The 15,562-nt window shown below is 51.1% G+C and carries 13 protein-coding genes and 1 pseudogene; 4 read left to right on the top strand and 10 right to left on the bottom strand.

Annotated elements, in window-relative coordinates; genetic code table 11:
- Window positions 1-2: 2 nt before the first annotated feature.
- From Q4E40_RS07700 to Q4E40_RS07670, 7 genes are all read right to left on the bottom strand, one after another.
- Complete coding sequence (locus tag Q4E40_RS07700; RefSeq protein WP_303411195.1) at window positions 3-569, bottom strand: nucleotide exchange factor GrpE; 567 nt, start codon at window positions 567-569, stop codon at window positions 3-5.
- A 336-nt stretch (window positions 570-905) separates the two neighbouring features.
- Window positions 906-1,898 carry a GTPase ObgE gene (gene obgE / locus Q4E40_RS07695; RefSeq protein WP_303411194.1) on the bottom strand — a complete coding sequence of 331 codons (993 nt, stop codon included), beginning with the start codon at window positions 1,896-1,898 and terminating at the stop codon, window positions 906-908.
- A 110-nt stretch (window positions 1,899-2,008) separates the two neighbouring features.
- Window positions 2,009-2,599, bottom strand: coding sequence for an adenylate kinase (locus Q4E40_RS07690; RefSeq protein WP_303411193.1), 591 nt, complete (start codon window positions 2,597-2,599; stop codon window positions 2,009-2,011).
- Window positions 2,600-2,714: 115 nt separating this feature from the next.
- Entirely contained in the window at window positions 2,715-3,257 is a 543-nt protein-coding gene (hpt, locus tag Q4E40_RS07685) for a hypoxanthine phosphoribosyltransferase (RefSeq protein WP_303411192.1), read from the bottom strand.
- A gap of 94 nt (window positions 3,258-3,351) precedes the next feature.
- Window positions 3,352-5,598 (bottom strand): sodium-translocating pyrophosphatase, encoded by a 2,247-nt coding sequence (locus Q4E40_RS07680; protein WP_303411191.1) that lies wholly within the window; start codon window positions 5,596-5,598, stop codon window positions 3,352-3,354.
- Between the two features lie 268 nt (window positions 5,599-5,866).
- A complete protein-coding gene (locus Q4E40_RS07675) occupies window positions 5,867-6,802 on the bottom strand; it encodes an O-fucosyltransferase family protein (RefSeq protein WP_303411189.1) in 936 nt (311 codons plus the stop codon).
- A 28-nt stretch (window positions 6,803-6,830) separates the two neighbouring features.
- Window positions 6,831-7,745, bottom strand: a complete 915-nt coding sequence (locus tag Q4E40_RS07670) for a M20/M25/M40 family metallo-hydrolase (protein ID WP_303411187.1) — start codon at window positions 7,743-7,745, stop codon at window positions 6,831-6,833.
- Window positions 7,746-7,855: 110 nt separating this feature from the next.
- On the opposite strand from Q4E40_RS07670, the gene Q4E40_RS07665 reads away from it, so the two are divergent.
- Complete coding sequence (locus tag Q4E40_RS07665; protein WP_303411185.1) at window positions 7,856-9,100, top strand: tetratricopeptide repeat protein; 1,245 nt, start codon at window positions 7,856-7,858, stop codon at window positions 9,098-9,100.
- A gap of 85 nt (window positions 9,101-9,185) precedes the next feature.
- Here Q4E40_RS07665 and Q4E40_RS07660 read toward each other — a convergent pair.
- Window positions 9,186-10,150 (bottom strand): annotated as a pseudogene (locus tag Q4E40_RS07660) (UDP-glucuronic acid decarboxylase family protein).
- A gap of 1 nt (window position 10,151) precedes the next feature.
- Window positions 10,152-11,504: a UDP-glucose dehydrogenase family protein gene (locus tag Q4E40_RS07655; protein ID WP_303411183.1), complete on the bottom strand. Its 1,353-nt coding sequence runs from the start codon at window positions 11,502-11,504 to the stop codon at window positions 10,152-10,154.
- 585 nt (window positions 11,505-12,089) lie between these two features.
- On the opposite strand from Q4E40_RS07655, the gene Q4E40_RS07650 reads away from it, so the two are divergent.
- Both Q4E40_RS07650 and Q4E40_RS07645 read left to right on the top strand, forming a co-directional pair.
- A complete protein-coding gene (locus tag Q4E40_RS07650) occupies window positions 12,090-12,989 on the top strand; it encodes an alpha/beta fold hydrolase (protein WP_303411182.1) in 900 nt (299 codons plus the stop codon).
- An 11-nt stretch (window positions 12,990-13,000) separates the two neighbouring features.
- Window positions 13,001-13,252, top strand: coding sequence for a hypothetical protein (locus Q4E40_RS07645; RefSeq protein WP_303411181.1), 252 nt, complete (start codon window positions 13,001-13,003; stop codon window positions 13,250-13,252).
- 79 nt (window positions 13,253-13,331) lie between these two features.
- On the opposite strand, the gene Q4E40_RS07640 is transcribed toward Q4E40_RS07645, so the two are convergent.
- On the bottom strand, window positions 13,332-14,735 hold the full coding sequence (locus Q4E40_RS07640; RefSeq protein ID WP_303411180.1) for an FAD-binding oxidoreductase: 1,404 nt from the start codon (window positions 14,733-14,735) through the stop codon (window positions 13,332-13,334).
- A 72-nt stretch (window positions 14,736-14,807) separates the two neighbouring features.
- Between Q4E40_RS07640 and Q4E40_RS07635 the strand changes: the two genes are divergently transcribed.
- Window positions 14,808-15,446, top strand: coding sequence for a C40 family peptidase (locus Q4E40_RS07635; protein ID WP_303411178.1), 639 nt, complete (start codon window positions 14,808-14,810; stop codon window positions 15,444-15,446).
- The last annotated feature ends 116 nt before the right edge of the window (window positions 15,447-15,562 follow it).

The following is a 15,562-nucleotide window of genomic DNA, read 5'->3' as shown; positions in this document are numbered from 1 at the left end:
GATTAAGCTCCTATTATAACTTTCGCGAAGCGGATCACCTTATCATTCAAGGTATAGCCCTTCTCGATTACGTCTACTATTTTGCCTTTCAACTCTTCTGACGGAGCCGGAATCTGGGTAACAGCTTCATGAAAGTCGCTGTCAAACTCATCTCCTGCGCTGATCTCAATCGGCTTTAAACCTTTGAGTTGGGTCACGTGCTTCAGCTTGTGGAACACCAGCTCCAGGCCCTGCAACAAAGCATCTACCTCTTTAGTTGCCTCCATCGACTGGCGGGCACGCTCCATATCGTCCATCACGGGCAACAGCTCGGTCATCAGGTCTTCGTTCGCTGTCTTCAGCAGGTCCATGCGCTCCTTGTTGGTGCGGCGTCTGAAGTTCTCAAACTCAGCCATCAGGCGGATGTATTTGTCTTTCATCTCTGCCAGTTCGGCTTCGGCTTGTGTTTCAGAGCCAGCTTGTTCTGCTGTCTCTTCGGCCTGCTCCTGTCCGATAGTTTCTTCTGTATTGGCAGTGTTATCCTGTGCTTCTGCGTTTTCCTGCTCTTTCTTAATATCTTTCTCTGACATAATGCCTTAAGAATTATAGGTTGATAGGTCTGTTTTGTCTTTTCAATTGTCTTGCCAATTCTGTTTTCGTGTCAGATTGGCATTTATTAATTGTTGATAGTTGAATTGTTAAATTGTTGGGGGGCTTCGTTTGGCGCTATACCTAGGTATAGCTAATGATCCTTCTGTCCATCCCGATGGGAAGTTCAGTAAATCCGACCTTAAGAGTGAATCATTTTCTACTCTCTATCAATAAGTTAACAAGGCAGCTATTCAACATGTAGTACTGCGTCTCAAAAAAAATCGGTAGCAGACCTTGCAGCCTCTACCGATTATAATTTGCAAATGGCTGACGGACTACGAGTTGAGTTCAGACCAGATCATATCCTTCAACTGTGTGATATTCTTCTGGGTCATACTCGAGATAAATACAGTCGGAAGGTCCTTGGGCAAAGTCTCGCGCATTTCGGCTTCCAACTCATCATCGATCATATCGGTTTTGGTGATGGCCAGTATGCGTTTTTTGTCCAGTAGTTCCGGATTAAAGGTTTCCAGCTCGTTTACCAACACCTTGTACTCTTCTGCTATATCCGGACTGTCGCACGAGATCATGAACAGCAGCATGGAGTTCCGCTCAATGTGGCGCAGGAAGCGTAGGCCAAGGCCTTTTCCTTCCGAAGCTCCTTCGATGATACCCGGTATATCGGCCATCACAAAGGATCTGTAATCGCGGTAAGCGACCACGCCCAGGTTAGGCTCCAGCGTCGTAAAGGCGTAGTTGGCGATCTTTGGCTTGGCTGCCGATACCACGGACAGCAAAGTTGACTTGCCTGCATTCGGGAACCCCACCAGGCCGACATCGGCCAGAAGCTTCAGTTCCAGAATCACCCACTCCTCTATACCTGGCTCACCTGGCTGGGCATAGCGCGGCGTCTGGTTGGTAGGCGACTTAAAGTGCGCGTTGCCCAGTCCGCCTCGGCCACCAGGTGTCAGGATGATCTCCTGACCGTCTTCGGTGATCTCGCACATGAACTCGCCGGTTTCGGCGTTGCGGGCGATCGTCCCCAGCGGAACCTCCAGCACGTCGTCCTTGCCTTGGGCACCCGTAGAGTGGCTTGGGCCACCGCCCTGACCATTTTCGGCAATTACGTGCTTGCGGTACTGCAGGTGCAGCAAAGTCCAGAGCTGTGCGTTGCCACGCAGGATGATATGGCCTCCTCTGCCCCCGTCGCCCCCATCAGGACCACCCATGGCGGTGCGTTTGTCGCGGTGCAAATGCGCTGAGCCAGCGCCACCGTGCCCGGAGCGGGAACAGATTTTTACGTAATCAATAAAGTTGGATTGGGCCAATGTAGGTAATGCTAACAGGTATAAATTATAAGGTATAAGCCAGAACGGAGCAATTGAGTTCCGACCTGCTTATACCTCTGTGTTCTATTTTAGAAAAGCTGTGAAGAAGACTATTTCTGCTGCTTCTCTTTCAGGTTGTCGACGTGCTTGCAGATTTCGGTAAAGATCTCATCAATCTCACCAATGCCATCCACTGCATAATACTTGCTTTGTCCAGCATAGTAGTCAGCGACTGGTGTGGTTTTGGTGTTGTACTCCACTACACGCTTGCGAATCAGCTCTTCATTCTGGTCATCAGGGCGTCCGGAAGTCTGTCCGCGCAGCAACAGGCGCTTGGTCAGCTCTTCGTCGTCCACTTTCAGGGCAATCATGCAGGATATCTCCGTGCCAAGGTCCATCAGGAGCTTGTCCAGGCCTTGCGCCTGTGGCACCGTGCGAGGGAATCCGTCAAAGATAAACCCGCCCGCGTGATTGTTTTCTCTCACTTTGTTTGCGATCATACCAATCACAACTTCGTCCGGCACCAAGAGGCCATTGTCCATCAGCGATTTAGCTTTCATCCCCAGTTCAGTGCCGGCGGCAATTTCCGAGCGCAGCAAATCACCCGTTGACAGGTGTATCAGGTTATACTTGTCTATCAGCTTTTGGCTTTGCGTACCTTTACCAGCACCTGGAGGGCCAAACAAAACGATGTTGAGCATATCTATGATTTATGATAAAAAACAAATTTAAGTATAAAATCGGTGTTTCGTTCAATATTTTTTGCGCAGGGTCAAATCCGGGAAGATCGTTTTCACCCCAATTAGTGCCGGTTCTTTAGGAAACGATCTTGTAAATATCGCGCAGGTTGCGGCCCAGTCCGTTGTAGTCGAGTCCATAGCCCACTACAAAATCGTTTGGTATAGACTTGGCCACATACTTCACATCCAATTCGTGCTGCAGACACTCAGGCTTCATGAGCAACGTAATGATCTCGATGGAAGACGGGCTCTTTTCGCGCAGTTGTTGCAAAAGCGCATTGACGGTATGGCCGGTATCTACGATGTCTTCTATCACCACCACATCACGTCCCTCAATATTCTCGGTCAGACCCAGCACTTCTCTCACCTGGCCGGTGCTGTGCATGTCCTGGTAAGACGACATCCGGATGAATGAGATCTCGCAAGGTATGTTGATGCGCTTCATCAGATCGGCCGTGAACATGAACGAACCGTTTAAGACTGCCAAAAAAAGTGGGTTTTTACCAGCGTAGTCCTGCTCAATTTGCTCTGCCAGCATCACGATGCGGGCAATGATTTCTTCTTCGTACAGGTAGGTACTGAAGTCACAATCGTGAATCGTGATTGTACGGGGCTCCATATAATAGGTCTTGTTGGTAAACAAAGGTAAGGATAATAAAAAATAAGCCCAACCGAAAGGATGGGCTTATTTATACTTAGCAATATTGTGTTAGTTATCTGGCAGTCAGACCAGCCACTACAACCGTGTTTTCAGAGTTGATGATCTGTCCGGTAGACGGGGCCTCCTGCTGTATCTCCATGTTCAGATTCGGTTCTTCAGGTATAGCCGGGGTACGCTCTGTGGCAATGTGCGGTGCGATTACCAGCGATACGATCGACATCAGCTTGATCAGGATGTTCATGGAAGGACCGGAAGTGTCTTTGAACGGGTCACCCACGGTGTCGCCCGTTACGGAAGCCTTGTGAGCGTCAGAGCCTTTGTACTCCATCTTGCCGTTGATCTCCACACCTTTCTCAAACGACTTCTTGGCATTGTCCCAGGCGCCACCGGCGTTGGACTGGAACATTGCCATCAGCACACCCGATACGGTTACGCCGGCCAGTAAACCACCCAGGATTTCGGCTGAAGGGGTATCTGCAAACACGTCTCTAAAACCAAAGCCTACCAAAACCGGCACGGTCAGGGCAATAGCGCCAGGCAACATCATTTCGCGGATAGCCGCTTTTGTGGAGATAGCCACGCATTTCTCGTACTCTGGCTGACCAGTACCTTCCATAATACCCGGAATTTCGCGGAACTGACGGCGCACTTCATGTACCATGGCCATGGCCGCACGACCTACCGCCGCGATACAAAGCGCTGAGAAGATGAACGGAATCATGGCACCGATAAACAGGCCAGCCAGCACGGGCGCCTTGTAAAGGTCAATGGAATCGATACCGGCTATACCTACGAAGGCGGCAAAAAGGGCCAGCGAGGTAAGGGCGGCAGACGCGATCGCGAAGCCTTTACCGGTAGCAGCAGTGGTGTTGCCCACAGCATCCAGAATATCGGTACGGCCGCGCACCTCTTTTGGAAGTTCACTCATCTCGGCAATGCCACCAGCGTTGTCAGCAATAGGCCCGAACGCATCAATGGCCAGCTGCATGGCGGTCGTAGCCATCATACCGGCTGCCGCAATCGCCACACCGTAAAGTCCGGCAGAGGCATAAGACAACACGATACCAGCCGCTAAAACGATAATAGGCAACACAGTGGAGTGCATACCTACCGCCAGACCAGCAATGATGTTGGTGGCGTGGCCTGTAGAAGATTGCTGCACAATCGAATTAACCGGCTTTTTGCCCATCGCCGTATAGTACTCCGTGATGATACTCATCAGTGTGCCTACTACCAGACCCACAATCACGGCAATGAACACACCATTTGAGGTAAATTCGAAGTTACGCAGGTTCATGTTTTCAGGCAGCATCCAGTGGATGGCGAAATAAGCGCCAACGGCTGTCAGGGCGACAGAGATCCAGTTACCGAGGTTGAGGGCCCCCTGCACGTCGCCACCTTCTTTCACCCGGATGAACAACATACCGATCAGGGAGAACAAAATGCCCAGACCCGCAATGAACATCGGCAGAATGATCGGGGCCATGCCACCGAAATTATCTTCCGAAACCACTTCACGGCCCAGCACCATCGTTGCCAGAATAGTGGCCACATACGAGCCGAAAAGGTCGGCTCCCATACCGGCCACGTCACCTACGTTGTCGCCCACGTTGTCGGCAATGGTAGCCGGGTTACGCGGATCGTCCTCCGGTATACCTGCTTCTACCTTCCCCACGAGGTCAGCTCCAACGTCGGCCGCTTTGGTATAGATACCGCCGCCCACGCGCGCAAAAAGGGCGATACTTTCAGCACCCAGCGAGAAACCTGTGAGCACCTCAAGGGCCACTTCCATTTCGTGGCCATTCACGCTGCCATCCACACTATAAACAAAGAAGTAGTAGAGCACGATAAAGAGCGAGCCCAGGCCCAGCACAGCCAGACCGGCCACGCCCATACCCATGACCGAACCACCGGCAAACGACACGCTAAGGGCGCGTGACAGACTTGTTCGGGCTGCCTCTGCCGTGCGCACATTGGCCTTAGTGGCAATGCGCATGCCGATAAAGCCGGCAACAGCTGAGAAAAGAGCACCCATGATAAAGGCTAGTACAATCGTCCAGTGCGATTTCTCACCGGAATAGCCCAGATAAAAAAGAAATATACTGGCGATGACTACGAAGTAGAAGAGCACTTTGTATTCCGCCTTCAGGAAAGCCATGGCGCCATCGGAAATGTGGCGGGCGATCTCCGTCATGCGTTCGTTACCAGCTGCTTGCTTCGTTACCCAGGCCGACCTTATAAAGGTATAAATGAGGGCCGCCAGACCAAATCCAGGAATTGCGTAGAGAATAGGTTCCATCCAATAAGAGTTAGTTTTGTAAATAAGGGTTGAGATTCTGAAATTGCTATATAGAGCTATTAAAGAAAGCCTATTGGTTTGACTTTTCCAAATATTTACTTCCAAAGCCTTAGACCTAATGTGCAGGTTATACCGCTCATAGTTAGGTCATTTGTGCCGGGTACTGTTATCTTATCCTATTCGCACCATCTCAGCCTGTCTTTATTTAAAATAAAAGGAAGCCCACTATTGCAGGGGCTTCCTTGATTATATCGTTAGCACTTAAAAGCTACCGATATTTTCTGTAGCTGACTTTCAATATGATTTCATCTAAATAGTAGCGTGCAAGTCGTTTTAACTTAAACGTGAACCTACCTTTCTCCAGCAAAGTGTAAGATAGCTTTGGATTAAACAGCAATGCTGCGTAAGAGATATTTGATTGGATTAAGATAGAGTGAGTGCAAAGTGACAAGCAGTAACAGTCAATAAGAGCCTCTTGCCCCAGTTCATACCTGTTTTCTATATTAAGGTTTGAGTGTACAGCTTCGTCATTATCTGACCTCACGGCATTGTTGCAAATCAATTTATCCGTATAGCGTTGTGATAGCAATTCAATCACTTTGTTATCGTCAGTAGCTACAAATAGATAGTCGAATTTACCCAGCTTTCGATCAATAATGTTAATAAATACATCCAGACCTACCTGTTCAATCTCCTGTCCATGATCAGTACGTCTAATCTGTACACCAAGAACCTTATGTGCTCCATAGAAGTGCCTCTTTTCTTCAAAATGTTTCTCTAGTGAGTCAATGAATTTTAACTCACGGACTACTGTATGATGCATCTTCAAGAAATGAAGTCTACTCCATACCCTAAATGGATACACCTCATGTAGGGAATTTCTTACAAACCTTGCTTTGCTTAAGTAGGCAGGTTCCACACCGGTTTGTTCAAGGTAATAGTTCCAGAAGTTTTGCTCACTTCTGGAAGGCTCAGTATAGAGGTATTTATGGTTACCGAAATCCACATAGTAAGGTATCCCATAGCGTTTAGAGAGTTCAATGCCATAGATAGCCTGAATAAACAACGAGAAGAAGCCTCTTGGACATGGAGATGTTTTAGCTTCACAGGGGCAATCTTTCACATTGCAGCAGATAGCGTAAACCCCACCTTGCCGGATTTCACTTAGCTTTTCGCCCTGGAGTTCCCCTCTCTGTGAATTCATGATCCTGTACTTCCTTTCTAAAATTCCCCTACAACTTCGCCATCAACTCCCTGTACATCGCCACCATACTCTCAATATCTTTCTTGTTCACAATTTCGTTCGGGGTGTGCACATTGTCTTCAGGGGCGCCGACAAAGCACCAGTCCCAGGGATAGGGTCCGTGCTGCAACTCCTTGGCATCGCTGCCGCCTGAACCTTCTACTTCCAACTGATAGGGTATACCGGAGGCTTTGGCTATACCTATGATCTTCTCAATATAAGACCGGCGGGGTATAAGGCTGTCGCGCATCGAGATCGCGACGCCCTCTCCCGGCTTCACACCCTCGGTTACCCAGGTAATATCTGAAATAAGCGCCTGGTGCACGCCGTAACGCTCCGCGATATACTTGGCCAGGTAGGCCACGGAGCCACCGCCGTGCTCTTCCCAACCACTAAACACAATGATGCCGTTCTCCAACGTCTCAGCAACTTTTAATGCGCTCCACACCCCCAGTCGGTTATCAAGGTAGCAGGACTGCACTGTTTCCTGGGTTTCACGGAAATCGCACTTAAAGACAAGCTCCGTTCCCCGCTCTATTTCCCGTTCGTACTTGTAGCTGATCTCGCGCTCTTCTTCATCGAACTCCAGTGTACACTCAATTTTCCCTTGTGAGTCCTCTCCTACCAGCGCATAGCCGGTTTCCAGGTCAGGCCCGCCGATCTTTACCAGCTGTTTGCCATAGCGCACGGTGAATCCAATCGAGTCCATGTGCGCAAAAATCGCTGTCCTTGGCTTCCCGAATATTAACAAAATACAATCCTGGAAACCTTCTCCATGAATAACCACAGGTTGTTGCCTCCACTGAACTTTCTGTTCCTCAATGTAGTTAAGCAGAAAATCGGATAGCTTTTTTTCGTTGCCGGACGGTGCGTGTATGCTGCAGAGTTGTTTCAGGAGTTTCATGCAATATTTCTTTTGTATCAATTCAAAATTAATATAATTGTTGTACTTTTAGTACCTGTTCTCCAAATGAGGGGCTATTGGCACGACACTCCGGACTTTTCTTTTGACCTATGAAGAAGATTGTACTTGCGTTTCTCGGTATCATCCTGACTAACTTCGCTTTAGGGCAGGGTTCTAAGGAGCAGTCTGACACGGCCATCAGAGAAGTGACAATACAATCGGTAGAGGTGATTCCTGCGGCCGGCAATATCAAAGGCATGCTGCTTATGGACAAAGACATCCAGTACGAACTGGAAGGTGCCGTGGACAACATGTACAACTTCAAGTACGAGCTCGCCGAAAAACAATTCAAATCCCTGCGTCGCCGCTATCCCAATCATCCGCTACCTTATTTCCTGATGGGCCTCAGCCAGTGGTGGAAGATCGTGCCTACCAATATCCAAACCCTGGCGTACGATGACCTGTTTTTCGCCTACATGGACTCTACCATCATGAAAGCGGAGAAGCTCTACGATGCCAATAACAAAGACTACGAGGCCGCCTTCTTTTTGTCAGCCGCTAACGGGTTTGCCGGACGCCTGCATTCCGAGCGCAGCAACTGGCGCAAAGCAACCGTTGCCAGTAAGCGGTCGCTGGAATACCTGGAGAAAGCCAAAGCCGGCAACGGCCTGAGCCCGGAGTTTCTGTTTGGAGAGGCGCTCTTCAACTACTACTCCATCTGGATTCATGAAAACTACAAAATGCTGCGCCCGGTGCTGGCTTTCTTTCCGAGCGGCGATAAGCGGCTAGGTATAAAGCAGTTGCGCTACGTGGCCAACAATGGCTTCTATACCGGCACGGAGGCAAAATTCTTCCTGATGAAGATATATGCCAACGAAGAAGGCAACATGGAAGCGGCCCTGGATCTGGTGAAGGGACTTGTTGAGAAATATCCGAACAACGCCTATTTCCAGCGTTTCTACGCACGTGCGCTCTTTGTACAGGGCCACTTTACGATGGCGGAGCGGGTGTGCCTCGATATTCTAAGCAAACTCGACCGGCGCATGCCCGGCTACGAGGCCGTTAGCGGGCGTTATGCCTCTTATATCCTGGCCTATATCAATCAGAACAAGTACCGCGATTTACAGAAGGCAAAAGCGTACTACCAGAACTCCATTACATTCGCTGAAATGAGCAATGAGCGTGATTCCGGCTATTTTGTCAACTCTTATCTGAACCTCGCCCGCATTGCCAAACAGGAGCGTGAACTGAAAACGGCGAAGCACTACTATGGTATTGTGCTGGAAGCAACCGACAAAAAACATGCTGCCAACAAAGAGGCAAAGGACTTTATGAAAGCGCACAAGAAGATTTAAGCTTTCTATACCTTAGTTAACTATAAAACAAAAAGCCCTGACAGCGAATCTGTCAGGGCTTTTTGTTTTATGATTTATGCGGTGTCTAGTTTACCATACGCTCGGCAGGCACCTTTACTTTTTGCTTGAAGTACTCAAGTGTTCTTTGCAGCCCCTCGGCGCGGTCTACCTTCGGCTCCCAGCCCAGCACTTCTCTGGCTTTGGTGATGTCCGGCTGGCGCTTCTGCGGGTCGTCAGTTGGCAACGGCTGGTACTCAATGTTGAGCTCTACACCCGTCAACTTGCAGATCTCCTCGGCAAACTGTTTGATGGTGATCTCAGACGGGTTACCGATGTTAACCGGCATGTGGTAGTCGCTCAGCAGCAGGCGGTAAATACCCTCCACCAAGTCGTCCACGTAGCAGAAGGAACGTGTCTGGCTGCCGTCGCCGAAAATACTCAGCGGCTCGCCGCGCAGGGCCTGGCCCAGGAAAGCAGGCAGCACGCGGCCGTCGTCCAGTCGCATGCGCGGGCCGTAGGTGTTGAAGATGCGCACAATGCGCGTCTCCAGCCCGTGGTGCATCTGGTAGGCCATGGTCATGGCCTCCTGAAAGCGCTTGGCCTCGTCGTAGCAGCCACGCGGCCCCACCGGGTTCACGTTGCCCAGTAGTCCTCGCTCTGCGGGTGCACAAGTGGGTCGCCGTATACCTCCGAAGTAGAGGCGATCAGCATGCGGGCCTTCTTGGCCATGGCCAGGCCCAGCAGGTTGTGCGTGCCCAGCGAACCCACCTTCAGCGTCTGGATCGGAATCTTGAGATAATCGATCGGGCTGGCAGGCGAGGCAAAGTGCAGGATATAGTCCAGCTTGCCCGGCACGTGCACGAACTTGGACACGTCGTGGTGGTAGAACTCGAACTGCTCTAATTTAAAAAGGTGCTCGATGTTCTCGAGGTTGCCGGTGATCAGGTTGTCCATCGCGATCACGTGGTAACCCTCGGCTATGAATCTGTCGCACAGGTGGGAACCGAGAAAGCCGGCTCCGCCTGTTACCAATACTCTTTTTCTGGCCATGCTATACTGTCTCCTTTGTTTGCTTTGGAACACTGGCCTGCTTGACGCCGATACCGAAGTAGGTAAAACCCTTCTCCTCCATCTCGCGCGCGTCGTAGATGTTGCGGCCGTCGAACACCACTTTCTCCTTCATCAGCTTGTTGACCACAGCGAAGTTAGGGGAGCGGAAGTCGGGCCACTCGGTCACCAGCAGCAGGGCGTCTGCGTCGATCAGGGTCTCGTACTCGTCCTTGCCGTACTCGATGCGGTCTCCCAGAGAATGCTTGGCCTCCTTCATGGCCACCGGGTCGTAGGCCTTCACCTTAGCGCCCTGCTCAAGCAGTTTCTCGATGATCACCAGCGAGGGGGCCTCGCGCATGTCGTCGGTCTTTGGTTTGAAGGAGAGGCCCCACACGGCGAAAGTCTTGCCCGAAAGGTCGCCCGAGAAGTAGTTCATCACCTTGTTGAAGAGCACCGACTTCTGGCGCTCGTTCACCGTCTCCACCGACTTGAGCACCTCCATGGAGTAGCCATTCTCGGAGGCCGTCTTGATCAAGGCCTTCACGTCCTTGGGGAAGCAGCTTCCGCCGTAGCCGATGCCCGGGTAGATGAACTTGTTGCCGATGCGGGCGTCCGAGCCGATGCCCTTGCGCACCATGTTCACGTCGGCGCCCATGATCTCGCACAGGTTGGCGATGTCGTTCATGAACGAGATCTTGGTGGCCAGCATGGCGTTGGCCGCGTACTTGGTCATCTCCGCGGAGGGGATGTCCATGAAGATGAGCGGGTGGCCGTTCATCAAAAAGGGCTTGTAGAGCTTGCCCATCACCTGCTCGGCGCGCTCTGAGTCCACGCCCACCACGATGCGGTCGGGCTTGAGGAAGTCGTCGATGGCGGCACCCTCCTTCAGAAACTCGGGGTTGGAGGCCACGTCGAAGGCGATGTCGGCGCCACGGGCCTCGAGTTCCTCGCGGATGGCGCGGCGTACCTTGCCCGCTGTGCCCACCGGCACGGTGCTCTTGGTCACCACCACCAGGTAGTCGGTCATGGAGCGGCCGATCTCGCGGGCCACGGCCAGCACGTACTTTAGGTCGGCCGAGCCGTCCTCGCCCGGAGGCGTGCCCACGGCGATGAAGGCCACCTGGCAGCCCTGCACGCTCTCGGCAAGGTTAGTGGAGAAGGAAAGGCGCTCCTTTTGGGAGTTGCGCAGCACCATCTCCTCCAGGCCGGGCTCGTAGATGGGCAGGATGCCCTGCTTGAGGTTGTCTATCTTCTTGGAGTCGATGTCGATGCAGGTCACGTCGATGCCCACCTCGGCAAAGCAGGTGCCCGTCACCAGGCCCACGTAACCGGTGCCAACTACAGCTATTCTCATAGGTAAATGTTATTAATGAAGTACAAACTTAAAGTTTTTTAAAATAATCAATATGCAGTCTCGACAAACTTGCCAGTATGTTCTTACTGGCTTTTCTAACACTTGTGCCCCCTTAAGCGAGGAAAATGTTATTTAAGAAAGCATCAATCTACGCGGGGAATACCCGTTTTTCGATAAAATTGCAAATAGTTAAACAGGGATGTTTCCCATGAAACATGCGCTGTTAAAAGGACAAAATTAAACATTTTTTAAGAAGGATTTGAATTTGGCTACTCTGTGATAGCCTTTCTACTGTCTGATGATCTGATCGTAAGGCAGTGTCTTTCCTTCAAAATACCGCGAACCGGCGCCTTGTCTTACTTTGTTCACCACAAAAGAGTTGCGGTATGTCCCCAAAAATTAAAATAAATCAATACTATCCTTTTCCCTGCCCGACAGCCTGTGTTGCTATGGCACCTTTTTTATACCTACCCCTGGTGCCGTATTTCCTGTAATTTAAATACGCAGGACACATTTTTACTTTTCTCTACAACCTGAGTTCCTGTCTCAAGTATAGATAAGGGTAGCTAACACCCTGAGTCACCTATGAAACCAGACTGGCTGGACACCAATGAATATCCCTTCAAATCCAAGTTCCTGGAATTAGAAGCCGGCAAGATGCATTATATCGATGAAGGGGAAGGTCACCCGATCGTGATGATCCATGGCACGCCTTCCTGGTCGTTCGTATACCGCAACCTGATCAAGCTCCTGAGCAAGAAGTACCGCTGCGTGGCGCTGGACCTGATCGGTTTCGGCCTATCAGACAAACCCAAAGACTGGAGCTACAAGCCAAGGGCCCATGCCCGCAACTTTGAGCAACTGATGGAACACCTGGGACTGACCAACATCACGCTGCTGGTGCACGACTTTGGCGCGCCGATTGGCCTCGCCTATGCCATCAAATACCCCGAAAAAGTCCGCAGCATTGTGATGCTCAACACCTGGACCTGGTCGCTGTCTAACCATCAGGAGCTTTCGAAGGCCAGCAAATACCTGATCGGCCCACTTGGCAAGTTTTTGCACTCCAAGCTTAATCTTACCACGGATGCGCTGGTGCACGAACTGTTCGGACAGGAAAGCAAGATGCCGGAGAAACTTAAAGCCCAATACACCCACGCACTGGGCGACCCCGATGACACGGTCAGTTCACTGGCCTGCGCCCGGGAGTTGGTGGGGGTGAGTAAGTGGTATGATGAACTGTGGAAAGAGCGCAAAAAGATACAGGATATTCCCACCCTCATTTTATGGGGTGAACGTGACAAACTTGTCAGGATTGAGGCATTGCAGCGTTGGAAAAAATTTTTTCATGAGTGCTATGTGCTGCACTTTGAGGATAGCGGACATTTTCTAATGGAAGAACATGCCGATGAGGTGGCGCAGTACGTTAGTAATTTTATAAAAGAGGAAGACAAGAAAAAGGAGAAGACATTACACAACACCTAAAACGAGCGATTATGACGGAACCCGATAAAAACTTAAATGAAGCCTTGTTTCGCAGTCATCAGGCCTCCGAGCAGAACAGCCAGGCCCAGAATGAGCTGCATAACATGAAAACTGCCCCTGAGCACCCTAACACGCAGCAGCTGGACGCGTCGCAGCCCAAACTGCACGAAACCCCGCGCAACCTCCTGCAGTCCTGGGATACCCTTCGGCAGTTAGACAAGGCTTTGGCAAACAAAAAGCCAGACCATGACCGCAAAGCCTGATATTTACCGAAAGCCAGGGTATACCTTGGTTTTATACCTATAAAAGCGGCAGCCATCGTATGACTGCCGCTTTCCTTTTCTAAAATATCTTGCCCGGGTTCAGAATGCCTTTCGGATCAAAGAGTTGCTTTATACCTTGCATGAGCCGGAGTTGTACCTCACTGAGCGCTATACCTATGTAAGGCCGTTGCACCAAGCCGATGCCGTGCTCACCTGATATGGTGCCCCCCAGCGAAACACACAGCCTGAAAATCTCCTTTATACCTTCGGGCAATTTGTTTTGCCAGTCATCGTCAGACATGTCGCCCTTTACGATGTTGATGTGCAGGTTACCATCGCCGGCGTGGCCGTAGCACACCGACTTAAACTTATACCTTTCCCCTATTTCCTTCACTCCCCGAAGCAACACCGGCAGCTCAGCACGGGGCACTACCGTATCCTCTTCTTTGTAAACAGAATTGCTTTTCACGGCATGGCCTACGCTGCGGCGCAGGCGCCAGAGGTCCTCTTTCTGTTTTTCGGTGTCGGCTACCAGAATATCCCCTACGTCAAATGTCTCCAGCACTTCATATACCCGCTCCGCATCTTTGTACAGAAGGTCCATGTCGTTGCCGTCGAGCTCTATGAGCAGATGGGCGCGTTCGTCGGCTGCCATGGGCACGTCTAGGCCCAGGTAACGGCACGTCCACTCGATGGCTTCACGCTCCATGAACTCCAGTGCCGAGGGTACTATACCTGCTGTGAATATGCGAGATACGGCAGCGGCAGCTTCCTCTTCTTTCCGGAAGGGCACCAGGAGCACCAGGTTCTGTGTCGGGTAAGGTATAAGACGGAACACGATTTTAGTGATGATGCCCAGAGTCCCCTCACTCCCGACCATCAGCTGCGTCAGGTTATACCCTGTAGCATTTTTGAGCACGTTGGCCCCTGTCCAGGTGATCTCACCCGTTGGCAGCACGACCTGCAGATTCAGCACATAGTCTTTGGTGACGCCGTACTTCACCGCCCTGGGTCCTCCGGAAGATTCGCTCAGGTTACCCCCCAGCTGGCAGCTGCCCCGGCTCGAAGGATCAGGCGGATAAAAGAGACCACGGGAGATCACGGCTTCCTGGAATACCTGCGTAATAACGCCCGGCTCCACTGTAGCCTGCAGGTTGCGCTCGTCGATGGATAATATGGCATTGAGACGCTCCATGGATAATATTACACCGCCATGCACCGCCAGTGCCCCGCCACTCAGCCCTGTGCCGGCCCCACGAGGCGTGACAGGTATACGATTTTCGTGGCACAGCTGCATAATACGACTGATTTCTTCTGCGTTCTTAGGTTTGAGCACCACTTCAGGCAGGTAGCGCAGGTCCTCCGTTTCGTCGTGGGTATAGCGCACCATGCCTTCCTGGTCAGCAGGCAGTACAAGGTGCTCCCGCCCTACAATGGAGGCGAAGGCTTCTACCAGATCCGGGGTTATCTTATTGAAATTCATTTTATATTAAATAGCTTATGCTTAATTTAGCAAGCCCGACAATATTTTAGCCATTAATTACCAAGTTACGCTTTGAGAACATCATTTACCAATTACCTATTATTTATCTTCTTTATCGGCTTGATGGCTTCGTGTCAGTCAGCAAAGCCTACCTTCAGCAAGCGCGGCGAGACCTATAAGTCGGCCAGAGAGATCGCTGAGGAAAAGCGGCAGGCCCGCAAACAAGCCAGAATAGCCGCCCGGAGTGGTGGAAAAGGCAACGTAGCCACCAAAGACCGCACCAGCCGCACCAACGTGCCCAACCCGCGTCGCCTCGACGAGCATGTGACCACTGTTATACAAACGGCCCGCTCCTATACCGGCACTCCTTATAAGTGGGGCGGCACCACGCGCGTGGGCATGGACTGCTCCGGTCTGCTTTGCACCTCTTTCCAGAGCATTAATGTGAACCTGCCCCGCACATCAGAGGAACAGAGCCGCTTTGGCAAAACCGTAAAGGTGAGAGAACTGAAAGAAGGGGATCTCGTGTTTTTTGGGGCTAACAAATATAGCCGGGAGATCACGCACGTAGGTATGGTAACGGAAGTGAATAACGATAACGAAGTCAAATTCATACACGCCTCCACCAGCCTGGGGGTCATCGAGAACAACCTCTACTCCGATTACTGGCAAAAGATTTTCATCAAAGCGGTACGGCCTTTTGATGAGTGAGGCGCATGAAGGCCTCTTAGCATTTCACTCCAAATTTTTAAGAGAAGCCAACCGGCCATAGGTATAATTTCATGTCCGGCCGGTATGAGCTATACCTTGGTTCGGGTATGGAACAC

The organism is Pontibacter coccineus, assembly GCF_030546575.1.
Taxonomy (GTDB): domain Bacteria; phylum Bacteroidota; class Bacteroidia; order Cytophagales; family Hymenobacteraceae; genus Pontibacter; species Pontibacter coccineus.
Note: the sequence above shows the minus strand (reverse complement) of the source record. Positions and strands in the feature narration are given on the sequence as shown.

Coding starts and splice junctions, on each gene's coding strand:
- Q4E40_RS07680 (WP_303411191.1), bottom strand. CDS start 5,598: ATGGAACCTATTCTCTACGCAATTCCTGGATTTGGTCTGGCGGCCCTC.
- Q4E40_RS07670 (WP_303411187.1), bottom strand. CDS start 7,745: ATGAAACTCCTGAAACAACTCTGCAGCATACACGCACCGTCCGGCAAC.
- Q4E40_RS07700 (WP_303411195.1), bottom strand. CDS start 569: ATGTCAGAGAAAGATATTAAGAAAGAGCAGGAAAACGCAGAAGCACAG.
- Q4E40_RS07640 (WP_303411180.1), bottom strand. CDS start 14,735: ATGAATTTCAATAAGATAACCCCGGATCTGGTAGAAGCCTTCGCCTCC.
- Q4E40_RS07665 (WP_303411185.1), top strand. CDS start 7,856: ATGAAGAAGATTGTACTTGCGTTTCTCGGTATCATCCTGACTAACTTC.
- Q4E40_RS07690 (WP_303411193.1), bottom strand. CDS start 2,599: ATGCTCAACATCGTTTTGTTTGGCCCTCCAGGTGCTGGTAAAGGTACG.
- Q4E40_RS07675 (WP_303411189.1), bottom strand. CDS start 6,802: ATGAATTCACAGAGAGGGGAACTCCAGGGCGAAAAGCTAAGTGAAATC.
- Q4E40_RS07650 (WP_303411182.1), top strand. CDS start 12,090: ATGAAACCAGACTGGCTGGACACCAATGAATATCCCTTCAAATCCAAG.
- Q4E40_RS07645 (WP_303411181.1), top strand. CDS start 13,001: ATGACGGAACCCGATAAAAACTTAAATGAAGCCTTGTTTCGCAGTCAT.
- Q4E40_RS07655 (WP_303411183.1), bottom strand. CDS start 11,504: ATGAGAATAGCTGTAGTTGGCACCGGTTACGTGGGCCTGGTGACGGGC.
- hpt (WP_303411192.1), bottom strand. CDS start 3,257: ATGGAGCCCCGTACAATCACGATTCACGATTGTGACTTCAGTACCTAC.